The organism is Halomonas sp. KM007 (assembly GCF_050709225.1).
Classification (GTDB): Bacteria; Pseudomonadota; Gammaproteobacteria; order Pseudomonadales; family Halomonadaceae; genus Vreelandella; species Vreelandella hamiltonii.
In genome coordinates this window covers 2,944,361-2,968,164 of record NZ_CP136131.1, presented here as the reverse complement: position 1 = coordinate 2,968,164, position 23,804 = coordinate 2,944,361, and the positions used below count along the sequence as shown (strand labels likewise).

Here is a 23,804-nt window from a genome sequence, read left to right as displayed (position 1 = left end):
TCGCTCAACGCTGTTTCCACTTGCGCGGAGTCTGGCGGTCATCCCTCACCGCCAATACCCTCGATCAGCGTTCGCGCAGCAGCCATTCAGGGGTGATTTCGTGCTGGCCGTTCTCATCGGTAATGAACAGCGCACCATCACTGATCATCACGGCCCAGTTGATGGCCCTGGGCAAGTTCGTCGCCACCGTAGACAGCGCATCGGCGGGTAACCCGGCCACGTGAACGTTCTTCAGCGATGCGACCGCAGGCAGCACTTTGCTCTCCCACAGGTCGACACGGCCATAGGCCAGCAGGGAAACCCGCTCGGCACGCCGAGAACACCAGGTCATGCGTTCAGCATCGGGAAGCCCTACTTCAATCCAGTGTAGCACTCGCCCGTCCAGGCTCTTCTCCCACAAGGCTGGCTCGTCCACGTCCGAGAGCCCGCGTCCAAAGGCCAGCGCTTCGCTGTACCACAGCAGGTAAGCGATCAGCCGTGTGCACAGGCGCTCTTCGGTTTCGGAAGGGTGGCGCGCCACCGTGAACCGCAGCGTTTCGTAGACATTGCGGTCCAGGTCGGTCAGGTTCACATCCACTTTGTAGGGGGTAGCACTTAGCGCCATCTGATGACTCTCAATCGTGTTGCGAAATATTAGAGGCGTCAGTGTAGCGGATTTACGCCCTCTCCGCGCCGTCCTCCCTCCAGCCCGGCACTTCCTGCACAGTACTTCCTGCACGGTACTTTCTGTACAGCACTTTCTTTAAAGTACTAGGCGGTCGCCCGCTCGTCGCTCAGCAGCGTGGCCTGTTTCAGGGTCTCTTGTTCATGCATGGGCTCCCGCCAGGTCTCTTTCAGCGCCGCCGCATACCACGCCTGCATGGCAGGCAGAGCCAACAGGCGCTGCACGTAGGCCAGCGAGACATCTCCCAGCGGAAGGCCAAAGGTTTGCACGCGAAACGCCACCGGGGCATAAAACGCGTCCACGGCGGTAAAGTGCTCACCCGCCAGAAAAGGGCCACCAAAACGCTCAAGCCCCTCCTGCCATAGCACATCCAGCCGGGCCAGGTTGCTTTTCAGCCCAGGGGACATCGCGTTCATCGCTACCCGTACACCACAGTTCATCGAACACTCATCGCGCAGCGCTGCAAAGCCGCTATGCATCTCGGCACTGGCGGAGCGTGCCCAGGCCCGTGCGGCAAGCTGCTGTGGCCATACGTCAGGATGCGCTTCGGCCACGTACTCGACAATCGCCAGCGAGTCCCACACGGCCACCTCGTGTTCGCGATCGACCAGGCACGGCACCAGCCCCGAAGGAGAAAAACGCTTGAAGGTCGCGTGGCTCTCCCCAAAGCCCCCTTCGAACGGCATCAGATGCTCGTTGAAGGGGATCTCCAGCGTTTTCAGCAGCACCCAAGGGCGCAGCGACCAGGAAGAGTAGTTCTTATTGGCGATATACAGATCAAGCATGGTGCGCTCCTTGTGCTGAACACGTCATTGATCGCTTTAGCGATTGATAGCCTTGCGAGTGATCGTTTTAGCGAGCCGCCTGGACCAGCGTATTCCCGCCCAGCCCCATCAGTACGCCGCCGCCCATCCGCTGAACCCAACGGGTGGAGCTATTGGACTTTTGCAGCCAAGCGCGCAGCGGGCTGGCCAGCAACACCACGACCACGTCCGCCGACGAAAACAGTACGTTGGTGGCTACCCCCAGCCACAGCAGTTGCCATGCCACCGGCAGAGCGCTGTCGGGCTGCACGAACTGGGGCAGGAACGCCACGAAGAACAGCGCCGTTTTGGGGTTGAGCACTTCTACCAGGAAACTATCGCGCAGCACCCGCCGGGTGGTGGCCAACGGCAGCTCATCGCCACTCGTGCGAATACCCTGCCGCCACAAGCGCACACCCATCCAGAGCAGATAGAGCCCACCGATGATCTTCATGGCGAGATACGCAGGCGGAATGGCGGCAAACAGCAGGGCTAGGCCAAGCGCGGCCGCCATTACATGCACGTAGCAGCCTAGATGCACTCCCGCCACCGCCAGCCAGCCTGCGCGTCGGCCACGCCCCAGGGTTTGCGCGGCGGTATACAGCATCGCAGGCCCAGGCAAGTAGGCAAACCCCAGCGCGGCAACCACAAAAGCGGCCCACTGCATCGCGGTGACTCCGGCATAGTAAGAAATAGTAAACCTGAGAATAAAATAAGGGATGACGCATGCGCCACCCCTCAAATAAGTAAAACTCGAAAAAAGAGAGCTTAGAAAAAAGAGCTTAGAAATTGGGTTTGCGCTTCTCGACAAACGCGCTCATGCCCTCTTTCTGCTCCTGGCCTGCAAAGCAGAAGGCGAACAGGCTGGTTTCCAGGGCCAGGGCGCTATCGAGGTCCTGATCCATGCCGTCATGCACGGCCTGCTTGGCGCCGCGCACCGACTGCGGCCCGTTACCCTTCAGCTGCTTGGTAAGCTCTTCAACATAGCTCTCAAGCTCGGTCTGGGGCATTACCCGGTTGACGAGGCCGATGCGCAGCGCTTCCTGGGCATCGATCTTGCGCCCGGTCGTCACCAGGTCGATGGCCATGGCGGGACCGACTCGGCGCGGCAAACGCTGGGTGCCGCCAAAGCCGGGAATGACGCCTAACAAGACTTCCGGCTGGCCGAAGACAGCGTTATCGCTGGCGACGGCCCAGTCGCAGGCCAGCGCCAGTTCGCAGCCGCCGCCAAGGCAAAACCCGTTCACCAGCGCGACCACCGGCACGGGCAGTGTTTCAAGTCGCTTGATGGTACGCAGTGCCTGGCTGGCAAATGCGCGGGCCTCTTCGGGGGTTTTATCTCGCATTTCGGTGATATCTGCCCCGGCCACAAAGGATTTTTCCCCAGCGCCGGTAATCAATACCGCCCGCAGGTTGGGGTGCGCTTCAAGCTCGACTAAATGCGCTTCCAAAGCGCTGAGCACTTCGCTGTTCAGCGCGTTCAAGGCTTTGGGACGATTAATGGTTAGGCGTACCACGCCATCGTTATCAACCTTCTCGATCACTGCGTCGCTCATGGCGGCTCCTTAATTGTTATTGCGCGTAGAAGTGGTTACCACTCAACCCTAGCGAACGCTTGGTTGGGTGGCAATCACTTCTTTTGTCGCCCCCCTAAGCTCGCAGCCTGCTATTCGTAGATATAGAACCCACGGCCACTCTTGCGGCCCAGATAGCCTGCGGCCACCATGCGCTTGAGCAGCGGGCAGGGGCGGTACTTGGGATCGCCAAAACCTTCCTGCAGCACCTCCATGATCGCCAAGCACACATCCAGGCCAATCAAATCCGCCAGCGCCAGCGGCCCCATGGGGTGGGCGGCACCCAGTTTCATGGCGTCATCGATGGCTTCCGGCGTGGCGGTGCCTTCCTGCACGATAAACGCGGCCTCATTGATCATCGGCACCAGCAAACGATTCACGGCAAAGCCCGGCGCATCGCCCACCGGCACAGCGGTTTTGCCCAGCGCCTTGGTCAGCGCTTCGATGCGCTCTACGGTGGCATCCGAAGTCTGCTCGGCGCGGATCACCTCGACCAACTTGAGTACCGGCACCGGGTTGAAGAAGTGCATGCCTACCACCCGCTCAGGGCGCTCGCAGACCGCCGCCAGCCGAGTCAGTGATAGAGACGACGTGTTCGACGCCAGAATAGCGTCGCTGCTCAAATGGCTAAGATCCCGAAACAGCTTCTCTTTCAGCGCAGACTGTTCAGGGGCTGCCTCGATAATCACGCTGCAGTCGCTGAGCGCATCCAGCGCCGTGGTGGTCGAAAGCCGAGCCAGCGCTTCCTGCTTGCCCTCTGCCGTCATCTTCTCTTTGGCAACGAGCTTCTCGAGCCCTTTATCAATTGCATTTTTGGCGCGGGTGAGCTGCTCATCGGCGACATCGTAGAGCCTCACGTTAAAGCCACTCGCGGCCACCACTTGAGCAATCCCCTGCCCCATGGTGCCTGCGCCTACCACGCCAATCCGCTGTTCGCTCATTGCTGTTCCCCTGACTGGTGCTGTCTGGCTTCTTCGCGCAGCACGAATTTTTGAATTTTGCCCGTGGACGTTTTGGGCAGTTCGCTAAAAACCACCGTTTTCGGCACTTTAAAGCTCGCGAGATGCTTACGGCAGTGGGCGATAATATCCGCCTCGGTGACCTCGCCGTAGCCAATTTTTAACTTAACAAACGCACAGGGCGTTTCGCCCCACTTTTCGTCCGGCTTCGCGACGACCGCCGCCTCTTCAACCGCCGGATGGCTGTAAATGGCATCTTCCACTTCGATGGTGGAGATATTTTCACCGCCGGAGATGATGATATCTTTCGAGCGGTCTTTAATCTCGATATAGCCGTCGGCGTGCCATACCGCCAAATCGCCCGTGTGGTACCAGCCGCCCTCCAACGCTTTTTCCGTGGCCTCGGCGTTTTTGAGATATCCCTTCATCACGTTATTACCGCGCATCAGGATTTCGCCGATGGTTTGGCCATCCTTGGCAACGGGTTCCAGCGTGACCGGATCGGCGACGCAGAGCGCTTCCAGCATGTGGTAGCGCACGCCCTGGCGTGACTTGAGTTTGGCCCGCGACTCCAGCGGCAGTTCGTCCCAGGCCGCGTGCCAGGCACATACCGTGACCGGGCCATACACTTCCGTCAGGCCATAAACGTGGGTCACTTCAATGCCCAGCTTTTCTACCCCGGCTATCACCGAGGCGGGTGGCGCGGCACCGGCGGTGGTCACCTTCACCGGATGATCGAACACCCGCTTCTGTTCGGCGGGCAGGTTCACCAGCCCATTGAGCACGATTGGCGCACCGCTAAAGTGAGTGACGCCCTCTTCAGCGATCAAATCGGTAATGCGTTTGGGGTCTACCTTGCGTAAGCAAACGCTGACGCCTGCATTGGCGGCAATGGTCCAGGGGAAGCACCAGCCGTTGCAGTGGAACATGGGTAGCGTCCACAGGTAGACAGGATGGTGTGGCATCGCCCACTCGAGAATGTTGCTCACCGCGTTCAGGTAGGCACCGCGATGGTGATACACCACCCCTTTGGGTTTGCCCGTGGTCCCAGACGTGTAATTCAATGAAATCGCCTGCCACTCGTCGCTGGGCAGTTGATAAGCGTACTCCGGGTCGCCCTCGGCCAGCAGCGCCTCGTACTCCAGCTCGCCAATGCCTTGGGTCTCACCCAAAAACTCCGGGTCGGCCACGTCGATGATCAGCGGCTTGCTCTCCAACGTGGCCACCGCCGCTTGAATCACCTCGGCAAACTCAGGATCCACCAGAATCGCCCTGGCTTCGCCATGGGCCAGCATATAGCGGATGGCATCGGCATCGAGGCGGATATTCAGCGTATTCAGCACGCAGCCCGCCAGCGGCACACCGAAGTGGGCCTCGAACATTGCGGGTACATTGGGCAGCATGGCCGCCACTGTCTGGCCCGGCTGAATACCGCGTTTTTCCAGCGCGGATGCGAGCCTACGGCAGCGTGCCCAGGTCTCTGCCCAGGTGCGGCGCGTCTGGCCATGCACCACTGCCGGGTAATCGGGATACACCGCCGCCGAACGCTCGATGAACGTTAGAGGGGAAAGCGCCACGTGATTGGCCGGTGTGGGGGGTAGATCTTGTTCAAAGATGGAGGTCATGATCGGTTTTGCACTCTTGGTTTTATTATTGAAGGTTTTATGACTGAGGGTTTTATTGGGCGCGACGCTCGCCATGGGCGATGCCTGATGAACACCGCCGCCTGAAAGGCGGCGGCAGTGGGCTCAGTAGGCGACGCGGCTGTCAAATTGGCTAAAACACTGCATGCCGGCCTCGATCACCGCGCGCTGGGCACGCCCGACCGGCAGCCACTGGTGGATGACGAATTCGGCGCTGCACAGCTTGGTGCGATAGAACGGGTCGTCGCTGCCTTGGGTAATGGCTTGCTGGGCATGCAGCGCCGCCTGGCCCATCTGCCAGGCGCACAGCACATGGCCCGCCAGGTTCAAGAGAGGCGTGGCGTAGGCTTGCACGGCATCCGGCCCCTGTTCAGGGTGGCTACCCTGCTCCAGCACGATCTCCATGGCGGCCTGGAGGTCGTCAGCGGCATCGCTCAGCAGCGGCCCCATGGCATTCAGCCGCGTACTTTTGCCCAGGTCGTCAGCGGTGTTGCGTACCTCGGCCAACAGGGCCAGCAAGGCGGCACCACCATCGCGCTGCAGTTTGCGGCCTGCCAGGTCCAGCGCCTGGATGCCGTTGGTGCCTTCATAGATGGGCGCGATGCGGGCATCTCGGAGCAGCTGGGCAGCGCCGGTCTCTTCCACATAGCCCATGCCGCCGTGCACCTGAACCCCCATGGAAGCAATGTCCACGGCCTGGTCGGTAGAGAAGCTCTTGACGATAGGAATCAGTACATCCACACAGGCCTGGGCCGACTGGCGCTCGGCGTCATCGGCCGCATGACGGGCAACATCCAGCTGGCCAGCGCAGTAGAGGGCCAGCGCACGCAGCGCATCGGTACGGGCACGCATGGACAGCAGCATACGGCGCACATCGAAGTGGTCGCTGATGGTGCAGTCGCTGCCGCCACGCTGCTTGGGTGAACGCCCCTGGGTGCGGTCATTGGCGTAGGCAAACGCGTGCTGGCAGGCGCGCTCGGCCACGCCAATGCCCTGAATACCGACCTTATGACGTGCCTCGTTCATCATGGTGAACATATGGTTGAGCCCGCGCCCCTCCTCCCCCACCAGATAGCCCACGGCTCCGCCGTTTTCACCAAAGCTGAGAGTACAGGTGGGCGACCCGTGAATGCCGAGCTTGTGCTCGATGGAGGCGCAGGTGACATCGTTACGCTCGCCCAGCGAGCCATCGTCGTTGACCAGGAACTTAGGCACCAAAAAGAGAGAGATACCCTTATTGCCTTCCGGGGCATCGGGCTTACGGGCAAGAACGAGGTGAATGATGTTGTCGGCAGCGTCGTGCTCGCCCCAGGTGATGTAGATCTTTTGACCGCTGATGCGGTAGTGATCGCCTTCTGGAACGGCTTTGGTACGCACCTTGGAAAGGTCCGACCCCGCCTGGGGTTCGGTGAGGTTCATGGTGCCGGTCCAGGAGCCCTCGACCAGTTTGGGCAGGTAGGTCGCTTTTAAGGCATCGCTGCCGTGATGGGCCAGCGCCTCGATGGCACCGGCGGTGAGCATCGGGCACAGCCCTAACGCCATGTTCGCGCCGTGGAGCATCTCCTGTACCGCACTGGCCACCACTTCGGGCAGGTTCTGACCGCCCAGTGCTTCGGACACGCCAATGCCGTTCCAGCCACCCTCCACATACGCCAGGTAAGCCGCCGCGAAGCCTTCGGGGGTGGTCACGCTGCCATCGGTGTGACGCTGGGCTCCCTGACGGTCTCCCGTACTATTGAGCGGCCCCCAGACGTCACCTGCCAGCTTCGCAGCTTCTTCCAGCACGGCTTCAACGAGATCCGGCGTGGCTTCTTCAAACCCAGGCAGCGCCAGGGAGCGGTGCGCCAGCATCTCTTCCAGCACAAAGCGCAGATCGCGGACCGGCGCGGCGTAGTCATTCATAGCAAAACCTCGGGCAAATACGGCGAAATAGTAAAAACACTATCGTCGATAGTAGTTTCACTACTTCCAGCGCACCATTAGCCCAAGGTCTCACCTGATAGCCGCTTCAGCGGTTTATTTGCGCACCTCGGTTTCTACGTCGTCGTAATAAGTGATGTGGCTTTCGTCTTCCTGGGGCGGCCCCACTACCGGCTCGGCGACCTCTACTTCCGGTACCACATCGGAAAGGTCTTCCAGATGCTCATGCTCAAGCGCCCCCTGCACCAGCTCTTCGGTGACCACCAGTTCAGCACCGGCAGCGGTCATGGGCGCCGTAGCGGTAAACGGCGCCACGGGGACCGGGGCCGGGCGCACGCTGCGGCGCCACGTGAAGAACAGCACGAAGAACAGGCTGAGCGAGCCAAAGGCCCAGAACAGTCCGGCATCCCCCATGGCAGTCATCACTGGCGAAATCATCAGCGGGCTGATGGTGGCCCCGATGGAGTTGATCAGCAACAGGCCCTGGCTCATGCGCACCAGCGCCCCTGCGGGCGCACGGTCGGCGGCGTGGCTCACGGCCACCGGGTAAAGCGCAAATACGCCCCCACCCAGCAGGAACAGCAGCGCGACCAACAAAGGAGTAGAGAGCGGTAGCCAGAGCATGGCTGCCGAGATCACCACGCAGAACGCGCTGATGCCGATCAGCACCATCTGGCGGTCATGGCGGTCCGACCAGCGGCCAATGGGGTATTGCAGCAGCATGGCGCCAAGAATCACCACCGCCATCAGTTGCCCCACCTGATTGACACTCATGCCGATACGCTGGAGATAGAGCGGCAGCAGCGTATAAGCCGCCGCCACCACCATACCCGACCCCAGGCTGCCCATCACACCGGTGGGGGTCATGGTGATCAGCCGGTGCGGGGGTAGCGGCTCGGCGTGTTCGATGAGCGGCGATACGCGGGGGATCATGGCCATCGGCAGTACCGAGAGCGACGCCAGCAGGCCGATCACCATGAAGGGCGCGGTGTCACCCATGGCGCTGGTCACGCCCAGCATCAGCTGGCCCAGTACGCCCGCGGCATAGAGCGCGATCATGTACAGTGCCAGCAGGCGGCCACGCACTTTCTGGTCGCCCGCGGTCAACAGCCAGCTCTCGATGACCAGATAGACGCCTACCGTGGCCCAACCGCCCACCAGGCGCAGGGCAAACCACGCCCAAGGGTCGAAGAACAACCCCTGCAACAGCACGGTGACGGCCACCAGCGATGCAAAACTGCCGTAAGCACGAATATGGCCAATGCGCAGCAACAGGCGATCATTGAACATGGCACCCAGGGCTAGGCCGATGAAATAGGCTGACGAGACAATCCCGATCACCGTCGCCGATTCACCTGCTGCGTCTAAGCGCACGGTAATCAGCGTGGCGAGAAAGCCATTGCCAATCCCAAGAATAAACAGCCCTAGTAGGGGCGCTAACGCCATGGCCAGCAGTTGCCGCGACATGCGTACCTCACCTTGCTCAATGGATGAATCGTTGCCGTTAACACGCCATCACATCAAACAGGCAAGAAAACGGGCGCGCAATTATTGCTTCCATAGGCGCAAAGTCAATGCTTTTTCGCCCTTATAGCAAGCAGATTAGTGTTTTCTAAAAATTACCACGTCGTTGCCAGTAAATTCGACTGTTAAACCCTGTTCAGCCGCCCACCAGCGGAAGGTCGCTTCACTAAAAAAGCAGACGTGGGTTGGGTCGTTAATATAGTCCTGAATCCGTGAAGCCGGCGCCGACACTTTCCCTATCACCGCCAGCGAGCACTTTTTGATCATTCGCCCCGTGCAAGTTGGCTTTCGCAAGCCCGTTATTGCCAAAACCCACCGTGCTGATCGGTGCTGACGGCCCGTTTTGTCATGCCTTTCCACCCGCCAGGCACGACATATCTGGCGATCGCGTGTCGCTTGGAACTGCTTGTGGATAGAGTGTCGCCGATTGACGGTCAGCATGGCGTTCCTCGTGGATAACGCACTCGGCTCCGCAGCGTCTTGAGCACCGTCATGCGCCCGATATCCTGCCCGAAGTCGAGGATGATCTGCCGTGCCTTGTGAATCACGAGAGCCGCACGGTGCACCAGCTCTTGTAGCACGGTGCGCAGCCGGCGCCGCTTGGCGGGTGGCGAACCGGGCTCAGCTCGCCGGTCATGCCCAGCTGTCCCATCAGGCGCAGGATGTTGTAGGCCAACTGGGCGAGATGCAGGATCAGATCGTTGGTGGCGAACTTGCCGGACGGCAAGCGCTCCAGGTCGAGATCGGTCTTGATCTCGCTGTGAAACTGCTCATGGGTGGCATGCGCCTGGTAGCGTTTGATCACCGCCTCCGGCGCCTCGTCCAGGCTGGTCCACCAGCCTTCCAACTCATAGTCCGGTTCGAGCAGCAACTGGCCATCGCGATCGGCGGTGCGCTCTACCAGGCGCATCACGCGTTGGACGACGTATTCGGTCTTGTTGTCGTCGTGGATCGAGACGGTCTGCGACCACAGCGCCTGGCGCTTGCCAGGACGCAGCTCTTCCCAGTAGTCCGCCGCCACCGCCAGCCAGGTATCTCGATCAGCCGTGGCCGAGCCACGCGGGTTCCATTTGACGACATAGTCGAGCCGGCGCCCCTCGTCGGCAAAGACCTGGCGTTGCTGTTCGAGAAGCGCCAGGTGCGCCTGGCTGTCGAAGCCGCTGTCCTCGCGTAACAGGATCGGTTGCTTGGTCAAGCATTGGGCGCGAGGCAGTACCCGCTCCAGGAAGGCGTTGCTCTCCTTCATGGTGTGCTGCTTGCCAGGCCGCAGTTCCAGACCCAGGCACCACCCTTCGTTGCCCAGATAGGCGGCGATCGGGGTGTAGCCATCGACCTTCTGGTAGGTCCGCGAGACGCCTTCCTTCTTCGAGTTGCTGTTGTCCATGACGAAGGTGTCGATGTCCAGGCAGACGTGCGTCGTCTCGGCGGTGATCGGTGCTTCGATCAGTGACAGCAGGGTCGTGGACCAGGTGGCGGTGCGCGCCTGCAGGTCGTTGGCGGCAAGTTTTTCCAGCCGCTGTCGCAGTGTCGCCGCGCTCGGCACCTTCTGCAGGGTCAGCAGTTGTTGGAAGGGCTTGTCGCGGCGGAAGTTCTCGACAGCGTCATAGTCGCTCATGCCCAGACACAGCAGGCCCAGGTAGCTCTTGATCACGTCACTGGTGCGCATGCCCAGCGTGGTGGGGAAGCGGCTGTCGATGCTGTCGACGCCAGCGATCTCGAAGCATTGCCCGATGATGGACAGCCCGGCGTGGCTGGTGAGGGTGCGGCAACTGGCGCGGAACTTTATGTTGGGCATGGCACTGTCTGGGTGAATGGCGATAATGGCTATATTGCCATGCAGGTCAGTGGGTTAGAAGTGCTTCCGGGGGCCGGTCTCACGGATTCAGGATAGTGCCAGCGGGCGAAGGCTTGCTGGCTAGTGACTCGCTTGGTCATCAGCCCAAGATAGCCTCCGGGTAGCAGTTGCGCGACCCGCTGGTTCAGCGCCTCGCCCGGTGCCGCCAAGTGCTCCACTACTTCGGTGGCGGTAATGAAGTCATACTGGCGAGTCAGATTCGCGGCATGGGGCGCGTAAAAGATGTCATACACATCTATATCAAAGCCCGCTTCCTCAAACATCACCGAGAGCGTTGGCCCAGGGCCGCAGCCAAAATCCAGCCCTCTTGCACCAGGAGCTAGCTTTGCTGCCAACGGATTAAATAAACGCCCCAAAAAGCGCCGATATCCCGTATCCTGCGGCGAGTTTTGGTGCTGGTCGTACTCGGCTTTTTCGGCGGCAGCGGTTAAATGCTGCTCGCTAGGCACAAACACTAGCGCACACGTGGCACACTGGTAGTAATCACGGCGACGGTCTTGGTGGTACAGCGCAGACTCCTGCGCGTGGCATAGCGGACAGCGTCGCATCATCGTATTCTCTGGTTTTACGTTTGTATTAAGGAAAGAGGCATGCTCTCAGGTCTGGATCATCTTGTGGTTACCGTGACCGATATGGGTCGCGCAGTGGATTTTTACTCTCGTGTATTAGGCCTGGATGTACGCTATCGGGACGCTCAGCGCGTTGACCTGATGCTGGGCGACACAGCTCTACGCTTGCACCAAACCGACACCGATATCGCGCCGATCTCAGCCACGCCGACACCGGGCAGCCTGGACTTATGCTTGCGCTGCCAGCTGCCGTTGGATGAATTCAAGCAGCACCTGGATGCACTGGCCATCGAGGTCGAGCTTGGCCCCGTGGCCCGCCAGGGTGCCAGCGGCCCCATCGAGTCGCTTTACCTGCGCGACCCCGACGGCAACCTGCTGGAAATCTGCCGCCCGGCAGCGCGTTAAGCGCTCAACCATAGGCGTGGGTGGCCTGCGGGTGATAAGTCGCACTGCCCACGCTATCATAGCGTGCAGAAAAGGTGTCCGCTGGATGCTCGAATTAAACTGAATAGAAAAGGTACGCCCATGCGTGATGACGCCCCATTGGAAGGCGAAGTGGTCAACCACCACACTTCGTCGGAAGAGACCTCCCCCGCCCCAGACACCACCATGGCCATGGTGATTTACGCTCTCTACCTAGCAAGCTTTGTGTTGGGTTTTACGTCACTGATCGGCGTGATTATTGCTTATGTCTACCGCGGCAAAGGTCCAGTATGGCTAGATGAGCACTACCGCTATCAGATCCGCACCTTCTGGATTGGTCTGCTCTACGGCAGTATCGCTACGCTGCTTACCCTGATTCTTGTTGGCTTCCCCATGCTGTTGGCGCTGGTCGTGTGGTTTATCGTGCGCTGCGTAAAGGGCTTTAAAGGGCTGCAGGAGAAGCGCGCGCCCTCCAATGTCGATAGCTGGCTACTGTAACCCATGACCGAACAGGCAACTCCCCCAGCATCGCGCTTTCAAGCCCGTGCCATTGCAACGCTATGGCGCACGCTCTCCCGCTGGCCGGTGCGCTGGCTCTGGCGCATTGCGGCTCTGGTCGGCCCGCAGGTGTATCGCTTTAGCAAACGCGAGCGCAAGGTAACCGAGATCAATCTGAAGGTGGTCTACCCCGACGCGCCTGCCAGTCAACGGCAACCCCTGGCCAAACAGAGCCTACAGCACTCCACCGCGACGATGCTGGAACTCGGCCACGCCTGGATGGCCCCGCCCGAGAAGGTAGAAGCCAGCATTCTAGCGGTACATGGCCGCGACAAGCTGGATAGCGCCCGGGCCGAGGGGCGCGGCGTGATCGTGCTTGCTCCTCACTTTGGAAACTGGGAAGTGCTGAACTTTTGGCTTTCCAGCCACTTTCCGTTTACCGCTATGTACGAGCCGCCCAAAATCGCAGAGCTGGAGCCGATTATCCGCCATGGCCGCGAGCGCATGGGGGCAAAGCTCGTGCCCACTAATCCACGGGGCGTGGCGGCGCTGCTCAAAGCGCTGAAACGTAGCGAGGCCATTGGTATTTTGCCGGACCAAGAGCCGGACTGGGGTAGCGGCGTGTTTGCGCCGTTCTATGGCCGCGATTCCTATACCGCGACGCTGTTACCCAAGCTGGTGGCGCGCACACAGGCACGGGTGGTCACCGGTGTGGCCCTGCGTATTCCTGGCAAAGGCTTCGAGATCCACTTCCTAGATGCTGACGAGCGGGTGTATAGCACTGATGATACAGAGTCAGCTACCGGCGTGAATGCCAGCGTTGAAGCCTCCGTTGCCCTGGACCCGGCGCAGTATCAGTGGGAGTACAAACGCTACCGCAAAGTGGTGGAAGAGCAGCAAGGGCTGCCTAACGCCAACGATTTCCGTCTCTATTAAGTGAGGATGGGCATGACTGAGCAGTACCTCCCCAAACAGGATACGCGTCCCACGCAAATTATTTATGCCCTCTATTTAGCAGGGCTGGTCACGGCTAATGTCACGCTATTGATCGGTGTGATTATCGCCTATGTCTATCGCAAAGAAGCAGCGCCTTGGCTACAGGCCCACTACCGCTACCTCATCCGCACGTTCTGGATCGGCAGCCTCTACTTTATCGTCACGTTTACCCTGAGCCTGATCTTTATCGGGACGCTACTCTGGCCGCTGCTGGTGGTATGGCTAGGCGTGCGCTGCATTATCGGTTGGGTGGCGGTGCGTAAAGGCCAGCCACCGGCACGGCCCGGTAGCTGGCTCTGGTAAGTGCGCTCAATTACTCATCGCTGTGGCGAGCGTACACGTCATCCAACCGCTCGATATCATCCTCGCCCAGGTAACTGCCGGACTGTACTTCGATCAGCTCCAGCGGGATTTTGCCCGGGTTCTCCAAACGGTGCAGTGCGCCAATGGGGATGTAAGTGGACTGGTTCTCGCTGACCAAAAACGTGCGTTCATCCAGCGTCACCTTAGCCGTGCCGCTGACCACCACCCAGTGCTCGGCGCGGTGGTGGTGGCGCTGTAGCGAAAGCCGCGCCCCAGGGCGCACGGTAATATGCTTCACTTGGTAGCGCTCGCCGCTGTTCATGGCTTGAAAGCTGCCCCAAGGGCGGTGTACCTGCGGCGAGGTATGCGGCTCGCTGCGCCCAGCCTGAGTCAGCGCCGCGACGAGCTGCTTAACGCCCTGCGCCTTGTCGCGATGGGCCACCAGTACACTGTCCGAGGTTTCCACCACGATCAGGTCTTCAACGCCAAGTGTGGCCACCAATCGGTGGTTCGCTACCACTAACGAGCGCTGAGTATCGCTCAACACCCCATCCCCGGTGACCACATTGCCCGCTGCATCAGGCGTATGGGTCGCCATCAGCGCATCGAAGCTGCCTATATCGCTCCATTGGGCATCCAAAGGCACCACGGCAGCCTGGGAGCAGTGCTCCATGACCGCGTAATCGATCGATTCGCTGGGGCAGCGCTGGAACGCCTGCTCGTCCAAGCGCAGAAAATCCAAATCACGGTGGGCGCGGGCTACGGCTTCTTGGCAGGCGGCCAGCATGTCTGGCTGAAGCCGTTCAAGTTCCGCCAAATAGCGGGAGGCTCGCAGCAAGAACATACCGCTATTCCAGAGCGTATCGCCCTGCTCAAGCAATGCTTTGGCGCGCTCTAGCGCGGGTTTTTCGATGAACGCCTCCAGATGGTGCCCTGCCCCCAGCGCATTGCCACAGGCAATGTAGCCGTAGCCGGTTTCTGGGTGCGTCGGCACCACGCCAAAGGTGACCAAATAGCCCTGCTCCGCGAGCGGTTCAGCACGCTGCACGCTATCGGTAAACGCTAGCGCATCGCCTATCACGTGGTCAGCGGGTAACACCAGCAGCAGCGGGTCTTCGCCCGATTGCCTTGCCAGCAGTGCCGCGCAGGCAATCGCCGGGGCGGTATTGCGCCCTGCTGGCTCTAGTACAATCTGGCCCTCCTGTTGGCCTTCACGCAGCTGTTCAGCCATCAAAAAACGGTGGGAGTGGTGGCCCATCAGCATCGGCGGTAGCGTCGTTAAGCCCTCAAGGCGGGTGAGCGTTTGCTGAAGCAGGCTCTGCTCGCCGGTTAAGCGCAAAAACTGTTTAGGCATCTGCTCGCGGGAGAGCGGCCAAAGCCGGGTGCCTCTGCCACCGCTCAGAATAACCGGTTGAATCATGGTGTCGTCCTTGGTGATGGTGCTGAAGGGCCAAAGTCTTGCTGCAGCCAGTGGCGCAGCTGGCTCATATGCAGCGCATCCTGCGGGCGAGCCAGTATTTCGTCTTCGTCAATCGGCACAAGACTCAGATGAAGATGCTGTATTTTACGACCACCGGTTATTGCCTGTGGGCCAAGCGCTTGGAGCAGGGGTACTTCCGGGTGCCGTTATCCGCCTCCCGGATCACGCGCCGGTTTGGAGCCGCGAAGCGGCGAAAAATCGGTCGCTGTGCAGCCGATTGTTAAATCTTTTTGCGTACGGTATCCTGACCATGGTACAACATCCTGTACAGGAGAACCTTATGGATGCCATTAGCTACACAGCCGCTAGAACCAATCTAGCAAAAACCATGGAGCAGGTCTGTGAAGACCATTCCCCTGTGATCATCACCCGGAACAAGTCGCAGTCCGTGGTAATGATCTCCCTAGAGGACTACGAGGCGCTGCAAGAGACTGCATACCTTCTGCGCGCACCAAAAAACGCACGGCGTTTGCTGGAATCCGTTGCCGAGCTGGAGCAAGGCGGTGGTCAAGAAAAGGAACTTCTTGAATGAAACTCATCTTCTCCGAGAACGCCTGGGAAGACTATCTGTGCTGGCAGAAAACCGACAAAAAGATTCTTAACCGAATCAACAAACTGATCAAAGAGACCAAACGAGAACCGTTCGAAGGTGTTGGCAAACCAGAGCCCCTCAAACACAGCCTCGCCGGGTACTGGTCTCGCCGGATCAACGAAGAACACCGAATAGTTTACAAAGTCACTGATGACGCTTTGCTTATCGCCCAGCTCCGGTATCACTACTGATTATGCATTAATCGTAGTGGCTCCAGAGTCTGAGGACTTTCACCACTTGCTCGTCCTCCAGTACTTGGTAGACCAGGCGATGCTGAATATTAATGCGGCGCGAATAGGCCCCCGCAAGATCACCAATTAGCTTCTCAAACGGAGGCGGCTTGCGATAAGGACCTTCCGCTATTAGCGCTAACAGTTCCTGGGCTTTTGGTTTGAGGCCGCTGGAGGCCAACTTTTTTGCATCTTTCTGGGCTTGCTTGGTGTAAACCAACTTCCATGTCACCAGTCCAGCTCCTCATCGCATTCCTCGACCGGGGTATCCATCCCCTCACGAATAGACTCCCGCATACCTGGCACGGAGAGCAGGTAAAGTGTTTCCTGAATGGCAGACCAGTCTTCTTCGGATACCAGAACAGCTTTATTCCGCTTACCCATAATGACGATTGGTTGGTGGGACTCGGCGGTCTCGTCAATCAACCGATAAAGGTTGCTGCGCGCCTCAGTTGCTGTGATTCCGGCCATGACGCACCTCTTGCGTGTTTAACTTTTCACCAAGTGTACGCCTCTAGGTACGTACGTCAAGACGAGCGCCCTGCCTAACGCCAGCCAGCATGCGCGGCTACGGAATGTAGGCGAAGCCGGAATGTAGTAGCCGTCGCCGTGCCTGGCCTTGTTAGGGCCTTTGAATAGGGATAGCATAATCGTATCGTCATTTGCGGAGGCTCCATGACTACCGAAACATTAGACCACCTACGCTCCCAGATCTCGACTCTCTCCGAGTCGGAACGTGCAGCGTTGGCTCGCGAGCTCATAATGAGTCTGGACGGCCCCCGTGACGACTCGGTAGAACAGGCGTGGAACGATGAAATTGTTCGCCGTGTGTCCAATGTCAAAAGCGGAAAAGCCACGCTGCTCAGCCGTGAAGAATTTCGATCAAAGATGAGAGCGAGGTTGGGCCAGTAACAGTGCGAAAGGTAAGGATACTGGAAGAGGCCTCGCAGGAAGCGATAGAGGCAGCAGCATGGTATGAATATGAGCAGCCTGGACTCGGAGCCGAGTTTTTCGCTGCTGTTGATGCAGCTATCGACGTTATTGAAGAAGACTTCCTCCCTTTATCACCTCTCCCCAAAGAAGCCGGCGATACCGGTGCAAGACGCCTGATTCTGGAGCGCTTCCCATACGATATAGTCGCCATTGAACTGCCAGAAGAGGCTATAGTCATTGCGGTTGCTCACCATTCCCGAAAACCCGGCTATTGGCTGGGACGCAGTAAGCCCTAACGCTGAGGTAACCGGCGCCGGAGCGCAACGGAGGGAACCAAAATCGGCACGCTTTTGGGGTCCGGTTGACCGCTTGGTTAACTGATTAATCTGCCCGAATTATCGCCGTAACTGCTGACTCTGGAACCTTTATCTTGCCTCCGTGGGACCAGCCTTGGTATTCCCATCTGGGATCTGGGCCAATACCCACTAGTTCACCGCTAACGAGATCGGGGGCGCATTCTTCGACAAGGATATAGAAGTCTGTGGAATCTCCCGCCCGAATCGTCACGGTGTCATTTGGTCTCGGCGGCCCCTGGTTCAATTTCGCACCGTTGCCAACAAACATTCGGCCGAATTTAGGCGGAAGCGGATTTTCAAACTCCTTGTACATGGCATATTCCTTTTGACAGTTAACACCTGAGTTAAGCCGAGGCCGCGAAGCGGCGTCGGCTTGAACGAATTGTTAGGCTTGCTAGCCAGGTAGCTTTGCCGCAAGTACATCAACGTTTTCTATGGACGGGGGCTCGGAGAACAACTCACCTGCCTTTTCCATCAACGCGGCTGCGACCTTGCCGGAGAGATGGGCCTGCCGACCCGCTTCATCCGGGAAAGCATCAAAGATTCCGAAAGTGCTTGGTCCAAGGCGAATGCCAAACCACGCAGTGGTGTCAGGCTCCTCATTGACGATGGGAAGGCCACTCACAAGGAAGTTCTCAACCTCTTTCTCTTTTCCGGGTTTCGCTTCAAGGCGAACGAACAAGGCTACTTTGACCATGGCATGTCTCCGGTTGTTAAAACGACATCACGATGCGCGATGTTCTCTTGCAAGTCTAACGCGAAGCTTTGCGGCAGGTTTGGAACCGCGCAGCGGTGGAAAAACTGTCCGACAACAGCGGCTGATTAAATTGCTATCGTTCACCTTCCAGCTCGTGCCATACCCTTAGAATAATGATGGCGCTCACATGTACGGAATAGCGAACAACGTATTTGCCAAAGACCATGTCGCGGATGGAATCCGGTACCGGTGCCATTTCAACCGGTGTTCCCATTCTGGGGAAGCCTGGTAGTAATTCGATTTTGCTAACCAGTTCTGTGGCTATCCTGCCTGCCGCAGAGGGGTTGTGAACGGCGATAAACTCCCTTAGGCGCTTCAAGTCTTCAACGGCTTCGTCGGTGTAAACCAGTTTCACTTACCTGACCTCGGCGCATCTTGCTCGTTTTCGGTTCCCCAGCTATTAAGCCAACTGTGGACCTCGCTGGCATCGATCACCTTTCCTTTGGCCGCCGATTCCATCGCCTCCAGCGTTTGCTGCCAACGCTCCTGCTCACGCTGTTGCTTTTCAATGTACTCTGATAGTGCTTGATTGATTACCCAGCCTTTACTCCGGTGGAGTCTGCCGGCGATTGCTTCCAAGTGCTGTTCAACTTCTGCCTGAAGACGAACGGTAGTGACGCTCATGACTGTACCCTCAATGCTAGTGACTACAATGCATTACACCATAGCCGATGAGGGTCGGTACAGCAAAAGAATTTTACGCCCGCCATCACCGGTGACAAAGGCGGAGCGAAGCGGAGGATTTGGAATCCGGTGCATGGCCTGGTTATGTTTGATATTCGATCTCCACAGCGGATTCGTCTCCACAATGAATAAAGAACTCGCCTTTGGCTGAGCGTGAAGATTGAAGCCGGAACCATCCACGGCCCGATTTCTCGCGACCATCATCATTTCCTGACCAAGAAAACTCGACTCGTGCTCCATCATCAGAAATGCGGTAATCGATTTGGCCCTCGACTGCTCCGAACACAAAGAAGCCCAGGCCATCTTCATCGAACTGGAAATATCCAGGCTCAACAAGGTCAACAAATTCTTGATCCCACATTTCCATCCAGGTAATGCGCCATCGTCCAACGATTTTGCTCAAATTTCCTCCTTAAAACATAACGCCGCATTAAGGTGTGAGCAACGCTACCACGAAACCCAACCATACCACCGTAAACATAAAACCCAACGATGGAATGAAAAATGCCAAGCGTTGGGAATCACTCTTAAATGCTTTGTTATGAGCAAATTATGGCTTAACGCTGATTTCTTTTAACACTTTCGCTGGGTTACCACCAATTACGACATTGTCCCCAAAACTCTTCGTTACCACTGCACCAGAGGCTACCACCACATTGCTCCCAAGGGTCACGCCAGGGTTGATAACCGCATGACCACCTATCCAACAATTATCACCAATTTTTATTGGCTTCGCTAGCTCTAAACCACTGTTCCTCGCGATTGGATCTAAGGGATGTGTCGCAGTATAAATTCCAACTTGAGGTGCTAGTAAACAGTTCTTACCAAATTTTACTTCCGCAACATCCAAAATCACGCAGCCGAAATTAGCATAGAAATTATCACCAACATGAATATTAGAGCCGTAGTCACAATTGAAATAAGATTCAATGTGAATATTGTCGCCTGTTGTACCAAACAAATGTCTAATTATTTCAACACGCTTTTGATGAAACTCGACAGAGGTTGTATTCAACTCTTCAGTTAACAGTCTAGCGTTCAATCTTAGATTTAATAACTCTTCATCACTTGGATCATAAAGCTTACCTGCTAACATTTTTTCTTTTTCTGACATTAAACTTGGACTCCAAGACCAATTTACTCATAACGCCTGAGCTCAGGTGCTTTTGAGGCGACGCCCTTTTTTTCGGCAGCAAAAATGGGCGGCGGATCAAACGTCACCTGCAGCGACTTGTTGGGCGGCAATTTCTCACGCCTCAAACATGGACTCATGCAAATCAACAATAATTAATCTATCGGAATACTCGTTCCGGCCATTAAGTCCCTAAGCTCTACCTCCTTGCCGGCAAGCTTGTGCATGAAAGCCATACTCTTCAACCCGTCTAGATCATCACTCCTTAGACCGGAGGTTTCCTGCGAAGTTAATTCTTTTCCACGCACCTTTTGTACGATTTCAATTTTGTATCGAAGCTCGTATCGACCCGTACCACGGATTAAATCGTCATCCTCGTCCATATCAGGATCATTTTGAATAGTGGGGTCTACTCTTTTCGCATCCCATTCCGAAAGCTTTTCTTCTGCCTCATGAATTACAGAAATGTGTGCGATGCGGAACCCCGGATCAGAATTTGCTTTTGACAGCCGATCTGCGAGCAGTGCTGCACTCAGGTTTCGATCTTCTTCTGGCAACAAGTCGGAAGTGACCGCCTCTCCTAACACGATTAATACATATAAAAATGGCGCGATTTTCGTTCCTTCGAAATACGCATGGTCTCGCGTCTCGGCGATTAATCAAATAATGGGCGGCAACTGGCAAACGCGATTAACAAATTTCTGATCATTGTACTGCGCCTTTAATTCGGCCTGTATTTTTGCGAAGAACAGCCGCAGTTTGATTCCTTCAAACATATTATCCTCAGTTTGTAGTCTTTCATTGAACATGACACAAAGGTGTACGCACGAATGTAATCCGTCAATGTTCTGGTGCACTCAATTGGCATATGCGATCGGGTCATGGTCTCATCACGGCCCTCAACTTGCCGCCCAACGCCGAGGCTGAGCCGCGACTGTTAGGACGTCGGCTCGAGCCTATTGTTGGGCTCGATTGACACTTGATTATCCCACGCTATAGCGCCGACACTATCAATAACTACTTGATACACCACCCTGCCCCAAAGAAAGGTAAAGAGCACAGCGTGGTTCACCTCGTCGCCGGATGGCCGGAACTCGACAGGGACGTCCTTCTTCACTTGAAGTAGAATAACCTCGTCATCCGGAGCACCCAGGTCATCGCAGATATACTCCATTGCCAAAAGGAAAAGTGTTTCCGTGTCTAACCCAACAACGCGGTACTTTCTGTGCAGCCAATCGATGATCTGCTTCGCGTCTGCCGCCATCTGCCTCCAGCCGGCATAGGCGTCCTTGATCTTGGTGTAGCACTCCGGCACTCGGAAGAAGAGATCTGCCGCTAACAGCAGCAGAGTAATCGTTGGCCAATCCGCCCCATGGCCATGATTGGACTCTTTGATCTCAAAGCGAACAACGCTCTGTTCAGCAAGATCTGCTCGAAGGCGTTGGACAATCTCTGGTGCCTGCTCATCCCAGTCTTTACCGCACGCCGGATCTTCAAAGGGTGCTAATACTATCTTCATCGGGAAACCCTTTTTCTGTATGCGCCCAACAGTGAAGCATTTATTCGCCGTGCGGAGCATGGCGAATAAATGCCTGTTGGACTAAGGCGCGTCCATCAGGCGGCTATTTAATAGGGAATTGTATTGACTGACAGGTGGCCTGAGGTGCCAAACGGCGCATTGGCAGGTCGGGGGGCACGCGCTCTGATCGTCCGTTTCGTCATTATGTCGACACTTCCAAATCCAATTTAACCCAATGTAGCGCGTCTGATGGCTAAAATCCATCATCGGGACGAGCTTATCCATGACTCGCTAGCGAGCCGGTTAGCCAGGTCTGTTGTTGTCGTAGGGCGTTACATCATGCTCGATAGTGTTGCTCCTTGTAGTTAGGCGGCTGATCATGGAGGGGGCGCTGGGGTGTGAGCGTCCCGATCATCCGTAAGGTGGGCTGCTTGCAGTGTGGACAGGTGTAGGTCGGCTCCGCATCGCTGGCGGCTGTATCGACATGGGGGGCCTGGTCAACCATCGCTAGCGCTCGACGGATCTGTACCAGACGTTGCCGTCGGCAGCGATTGGCCAGAAAGCCGTAATGCCGCACTCGCATCAGTCCCCTAGGCAGGACGTGGAGCAGGAAGCGACGCACGAACTCCTCGCCATCCAGAATGAGTTGCTTGTGTCGGTCGTGGTCGCGGTAATCCTTGTAACGTAGGGTCACTTGCTGGTCGTCTACGGCGAGGATACGTGCGTTGCTGATGGCGATCTGGCGCGTGTAGCGCGCCAGGTAGCGTACTACCGCCTGGGTGTGTTCAAGGCAGTCCTTGCTGTCAACCACCCAGTCAGTGGCCATCAGTGTGTTCAATTGAGCATCGACATCGCCGGGCCGGGTAACCCGGTGGAGATCGCCAGCATGGGCGGCCTTGCGCAGAGCGCTCACCATGTGCCCACGGAAGTGGCGTGACAGGGCCCGCACGGGGAACAAGTAGTTGCTTCGCGCTTCATGCCACTTGCCATCGTCACTCAAGGCACCGCCTGGAACCAGACAATGCAGATGCACATGCTGGCTCAGGTTCTGGCCCCAGGTGTGAAGCACCGCGATCATGCCCATTTCGCCGTTGAGGCGTTTTGGGTCTCGTGCAAACGTGCACAGCGTTTGCCAGGCACTCTGGAACAGCAATCGGTGAATCACCTCGGGATGAAGCTGAACCCAGCCATTAAGACTGTGCGGTAGCGTGAATACGACGTGGTAATAGCGCACCGGCAGCATATTGGCCTGCTGACGCTCAGCCCATTGCGCCATGGCGCGGCCCTGACACTGTGGACAGTGACGATCACGACAGCCAAAGTAGCGTGGCTGTACATGAGCGCAGTCAGAGCACTGTAAGACCATCCCACCCATCGCCTTCGTTCGGCAGGCCAGCAGATGGGTACACACCCGTTGGCGCTGGCGATCAAGACCGCTTGGGTCGAGAAAGCGGGTCAATGCCTGTTGCAAGGTAGCGGCCTTAGTCATGGCTCACCTCCAGGGCGGCCACCAGGTCAATATGACACTGATCTCCCCCTTGCTGGTTCGGTAGCCAGTGCAGGTAGCGCATCGTCGACTGGAGGTTACGGTGGCCCAGTAGTCGCTGGAGCTGATGGACGGGCAGGCCTTGCTCCAGAACATGGGTGGCATAGGCATGGCGCAGACTATGGATGCCACCCACCCGCTCGACCCCGGCCAGACGCTTGGCCTGGGTAAAGGCCTTCTGTGGCGCACTGGCGTGCAGGGCTTGATCGGGAAACAGAGCGCTCGGGAACAGCCATGTGACTGGCCGATAGGCGCGCCAGTAATCGCGCAAGCGATCAAGCAGGGTCACGGGTAGTAACACCATACGATCCTTGCCGCCCTTGCCCTGCGTCACACGGAGTTGGTAACGCTGGCTGTCGATGTCACTAACTCGCAGGTGGCAGACCTCGGTCACACGCAATCCGCAGCCATAGCACAGTTCGAGCATCATGCGATGCTTGGCGTTTTGGCAGGCGGCCAGGATCCGCCGAACCTCGTCGCGGGTCAGCAGTTCTGGAATCCGCTGCGGTTTTTTGGGGACGGTGAGCGGCACATCAAACGACGGCCACTGCAACACGTGCAAATACAGGAACCGCACGCCGTGCAGATAGACACGGCAACTGGCGGCAGACAAACCGCGCTCCTGAACCAGGTGATTGAAGAAGTGTTGCAGGTCGTCGGTACTCAACGTGTCTGGCGAACGGTGGAAATAACGTGCCAGATCAGTGACCACCATCAGGTAGGTATTGTGGGTACGTTGCGCAAAGCCACGCTGACGCATGGCCGCGATCATCTTCTGTCGCAGGGCAGTCATCGTCGTCACTCCTGTTGATTGACCCACGTGGGTCAATCAATAGTGTGGCCC

Annotated in this window: 30 protein-coding genes and 1 pseudogene; 8 read left to right on the top strand and 23 right to left on the bottom strand. The window is 57.6% G+C overall.

Going from position 1 to position 23,804, the window contains the following annotated elements:
• Positions 1 to 64 precede the first annotated feature (64 nt).
• The 11 genes and pseudogenes from RVM27_RS14020 to RVM27_RS13970 all read right to left on the bottom strand — a co-directional run bounded on the left by RVM27_RS14020 (position 65) and on the right by RVM27_RS13970 (position 11,493).
• Positions 65 to 604, bottom strand: coding sequence for a YaeQ family protein (locus tag RVM27_RS14020; RefSeq protein WP_039176533.1), 540 nt, complete (start codon positions 602 to 604; stop codon positions 65 to 67).
• A 146-nt stretch (positions 605 to 750) separates the two neighbouring features.
• Positions 751 to 1,449, bottom strand: coding sequence for a glutathione S-transferase family protein (locus RVM27_RS14015; protein ID WP_498956865.1), 699 nt, complete (start codon positions 1,447 to 1,449; stop codon positions 751 to 753).
• 67 nt (positions 1,450 to 1,516) lie between these two features.
• Complete coding sequence (locus RVM27_RS14010) at positions 1,517 to 2,134, bottom strand: LysE family translocator (RefSeq protein WP_498956864.1); 618 nt, start codon at positions 2,132 to 2,134, stop codon at positions 1,517 to 1,519.
• Positions 2,135 to 2,249: 115 nt separating this feature from the next.
• The gene (locus RVM27_RS14005; RefSeq protein ID WP_498956863.1) at positions 2,250 to 3,023 is read right to left on the bottom strand and encodes a Clp protease/crotonase-like domain-containing protein; all 774 of its coding nucleotides are present in this window, start codon (positions 3,021 to 3,023) and stop codon (positions 2,250 to 2,252) included.
• A 110-nt stretch (positions 3,024 to 3,133) separates the two neighbouring features.
• On the bottom strand, positions 3,134 to 4,030 hold the full coding sequence (locus tag RVM27_RS14000; RefSeq protein WP_498957782.1) for a 3-hydroxybutyryl-CoA dehydrogenase: 897 nt from the start codon (positions 4,028 to 4,030) through the stop codon (positions 3,134 to 3,136).
• Positions 3,979 to 5,625, bottom strand: coding sequence for an acyl-CoA synthetase (locus RVM27_RS13995; protein ID WP_498956862.1), 1,647 nt, complete (start codon positions 5,623 to 5,625; stop codon positions 3,979 to 3,981). Before RVM27_RS13995 ends, RVM27_RS14000 begins: the two co-directional genes overlap by 52 nt.
• A gap of 123 nt (positions 5,626 to 5,748) precedes the next feature.
• Positions 5,749 to 7,545, bottom strand: coding sequence for an acyl-CoA dehydrogenase (locus tag RVM27_RS13990; RefSeq protein ID WP_498956861.1), 1,797 nt, complete (start codon positions 7,543 to 7,545; stop codon positions 5,749 to 5,751).
• A 114-nt stretch (positions 7,546 to 7,659) separates the two neighbouring features.
• Entirely contained in the window at positions 7,660 to 9,030 is a 1,371-nt protein-coding gene (locus tag RVM27_RS13985; RefSeq protein WP_498956860.1) for an MFS transporter, read from the bottom strand.
• Between the two features lie 135 nt (positions 9,031 to 9,165).
• Positions 9,166 to 9,528, bottom strand: a complete 363-nt coding sequence (locus RVM27_RS13980; RefSeq protein WP_498956859.1) for a hypothetical protein — start codon at positions 9,526 to 9,528, stop codon at positions 9,166 to 9,168.
• Positions 9,522 to 10,882: pseudogene (locus RVM27_RS13975) on the bottom strand (IS1380 family transposase). Before RVM27_RS13975 ends, RVM27_RS13980 begins: the two are co-directional and overlap by 7 nt.
• Before the next feature lie 29 nt (positions 10,883 to 10,911).
• Positions 10,912 to 11,493, bottom strand: a complete 582-nt coding sequence (locus RVM27_RS13970; protein WP_498956858.1) for a class I SAM-dependent methyltransferase — start codon at positions 11,491 to 11,493, stop codon at positions 10,912 to 10,914.
• A gap of 39 nt (positions 11,494 to 11,532) precedes the next feature.
• Here RVM27_RS13970 and RVM27_RS13965 point away from each other — a divergent pair, with 39 nt between their 5' ends.
• From RVM27_RS13965 to RVM27_RS13950, 4 genes are all read left to right on the top strand, one after another.
• Entirely contained in the window at positions 11,533 to 11,916 is a 384-nt protein-coding gene (locus RVM27_RS13965) for a glyoxalase/bleomycin resistance/extradiol dioxygenase family protein (RefSeq protein ID WP_062373496.1), read from the top strand.
• A gap of 120 nt (positions 11,917 to 12,036) precedes the next feature.
• Positions 12,037 to 12,432: a DUF4870 family protein gene (locus RVM27_RS13960; protein ID WP_044627923.1), complete on the top strand. Its 396-nt coding sequence runs from the start codon at positions 12,037 to 12,039 to the stop codon at positions 12,430 to 12,432.
• Between the two features lie 3 nt (positions 12,433 to 12,435).
• On the top strand, positions 12,436 to 13,368 hold the full coding sequence (locus tag RVM27_RS13955) for a lysophospholipid acyltransferase family protein (protein ID WP_287807940.1): 933 nt from the start codon (positions 12,436 to 12,438) through the stop codon (positions 13,366 to 13,368).
• A 12-nt stretch (positions 13,369 to 13,380) separates the two neighbouring features.
• Complete coding sequence (locus RVM27_RS13950; protein ID WP_044627925.1) at positions 13,381 to 13,731, top strand: DUF4870 family protein; 351 nt, start codon at positions 13,381 to 13,383, stop codon at positions 13,729 to 13,731.
• 10 nt (positions 13,732 to 13,741) lie between these two features.
• On the opposite strand, the gene RVM27_RS13945 is transcribed toward RVM27_RS13950, so the two are convergent.
• The gene (locus RVM27_RS13945; protein ID WP_498956857.1) at positions 13,742 to 15,151 is read right to left on the bottom strand and encodes a glycosyltransferase family protein; all 1,410 of its coding nucleotides are present in this window, start codon (positions 15,149 to 15,151) and stop codon (positions 13,742 to 13,744) included.
• Positions 15,152 to 15,491: 340 nt separating this feature from the next.
• Between RVM27_RS13945 and RVM27_RS13940 the strand changes: the two genes are divergently transcribed.
• On the top strand, positions 15,492 to 15,743 hold the full coding sequence (locus RVM27_RS13940; protein ID WP_044627927.1) for a type II toxin-antitoxin system Phd/YefM family antitoxin: 252 nt from the start codon (positions 15,492 to 15,494) through the stop codon (positions 15,741 to 15,743).
• Positions 15,740 to 15,994, top strand: coding sequence for a Txe/YoeB family addiction module toxin (locus RVM27_RS13935; protein ID WP_287807944.1), 255 nt, complete (start codon positions 15,740 to 15,742; stop codon positions 15,992 to 15,994). The genes RVM27_RS13940 and RVM27_RS13935 overlap by 4 nt, the downstream gene beginning before the upstream one ends.
• A 7-nt stretch (positions 15,995 to 16,001) precedes the next feature.
• Here the strand turns inward: RVM27_RS13935 and RVM27_RS13930 are convergent, their stop codons facing one another.
• Positions 16,002 to 16,265, bottom strand: coding sequence for a Txe/YoeB family addiction module toxin (locus RVM27_RS13930; RefSeq protein WP_287807946.1), 264 nt, complete (start codon positions 16,263 to 16,265; stop codon positions 16,002 to 16,004).
• Positions 16,262 to 16,504 carry a type II toxin-antitoxin system Phd/YefM family antitoxin gene (locus tag RVM27_RS13925; protein WP_044627930.1) on the bottom strand — a complete coding sequence of 81 codons (243 nt, stop codon included), beginning with the start codon at positions 16,502 to 16,504 and terminating at the stop codon, positions 16,262 to 16,264. Before RVM27_RS13925 ends, RVM27_RS13930 begins: the two co-directional genes overlap by 4 nt.
• Positions 16,505 to 16,708: 204 nt before the next feature.
• On the opposite strand from RVM27_RS13925, the gene RVM27_RS13920 reads away from it, so the two are divergent.
• Positions 16,709 to 16,945 (top strand): addiction module protein, encoded by a 237-nt coding sequence (locus RVM27_RS13920; RefSeq protein WP_044630802.1) that lies wholly within the window; start codon positions 16,709 to 16,711, stop codon positions 16,943 to 16,945.
• A 2-nt stretch (positions 16,946 to 16,947) separates the two neighbouring features.
• Positions 16,948 to 17,262 (top strand): type II toxin-antitoxin system RelE/ParE family toxin, encoded by a 315-nt coding sequence (locus RVM27_RS13915; protein WP_044630801.1) that lies wholly within the window; start codon positions 16,948 to 16,950, stop codon positions 17,260 to 17,262.
• A 454-nt stretch (positions 17,263 to 17,716) separates the two neighbouring features.
• On the opposite strand, the gene RVM27_RS13910 is transcribed toward RVM27_RS13915, so the two are convergent.
• The 9 genes from RVM27_RS13910 to RVM27_RS13870 all read right to left on the bottom strand — a co-directional run bounded on the left by RVM27_RS13910 (position 17,717) and on the right by RVM27_RS13870 (position 23,753).
• Positions 17,717 to 18,019 (bottom strand): putative quinol monooxygenase, encoded by a 303-nt coding sequence (locus tag RVM27_RS13910; RefSeq protein WP_054640923.1) that lies wholly within the window; start codon positions 18,017 to 18,019, stop codon positions 17,717 to 17,719.
• A 133-nt stretch (positions 18,020 to 18,152) separates the two neighbouring features.
• Positions 18,153 to 18,434 (bottom strand): type II toxin-antitoxin system RelE/ParE family toxin, encoded by a 282-nt coding sequence (locus tag RVM27_RS13905; RefSeq protein ID WP_062359342.1) that lies wholly within the window; start codon positions 18,432 to 18,434, stop codon positions 18,153 to 18,155.
• Positions 18,431 to 18,703, bottom strand: coding sequence for a CopG family ribbon-helix-helix protein (locus tag RVM27_RS13900; RefSeq protein ID WP_498956856.1), 273 nt, complete (start codon positions 18,701 to 18,703; stop codon positions 18,431 to 18,433). The genes RVM27_RS13905 and RVM27_RS13900 overlap by 4 nt, the downstream gene beginning before the upstream one ends.
• A 142-nt stretch (positions 18,704 to 18,845) precedes the next feature.
• Positions 18,846 to 19,166, bottom strand: a complete 321-nt coding sequence (locus RVM27_RS13895; RefSeq protein ID WP_498956855.1) for a hypothetical protein — start codon at positions 19,164 to 19,166, stop codon at positions 18,846 to 18,848.
• Between the two features lie 147 nt (positions 19,167 to 19,313).
• The gene (locus RVM27_RS13890) at positions 19,314 to 19,877 is read right to left on the bottom strand and encodes a sugar O-acetyltransferase (protein ID WP_498956854.1); all 564 of its coding nucleotides are present in this window, start codon (positions 19,875 to 19,877) and stop codon (positions 19,314 to 19,316) included.
• Between the two features lie 173 nt (positions 19,878 to 20,050).
• Positions 20,051 to 20,455 carry a hypothetical protein gene (locus RVM27_RS13885; RefSeq protein ID WP_498956853.1) on the bottom strand — a complete coding sequence of 135 codons (405 nt, stop codon included), beginning with the start codon at positions 20,453 to 20,455 and terminating at the stop codon, positions 20,051 to 20,053.
• A gap of 377 nt (positions 20,456 to 20,832) precedes the next feature.
• A complete protein-coding gene (locus RVM27_RS13880; RefSeq protein ID WP_498956852.1) occupies positions 20,833 to 21,414 on the bottom strand; it encodes a hypothetical protein in 582 nt (193 codons plus the stop codon).
• Positions 21,415 to 21,751: 337 nt separating this feature from the next.
• Positions 21,752 to 22,903, bottom strand: coding sequence for an IS91 family transposase (locus RVM27_RS13875; protein WP_498956851.1), 1,152 nt, complete (start codon positions 22,901 to 22,903; stop codon positions 21,752 to 21,754).
• The gene (locus tag RVM27_RS13870) at positions 22,896 to 23,753 is read right to left on the bottom strand and encodes a tyrosine-type recombinase/integrase (protein ID WP_213262753.1); all 858 of its coding nucleotides are present in this window, start codon (positions 23,751 to 23,753) and stop codon (positions 22,896 to 22,898) included. Before RVM27_RS13870 ends, RVM27_RS13875 begins: the two co-directional genes overlap by 8 nt.
• Between the last annotated feature and the right edge of the window lie 51 nt (positions 23,754 to 23,804).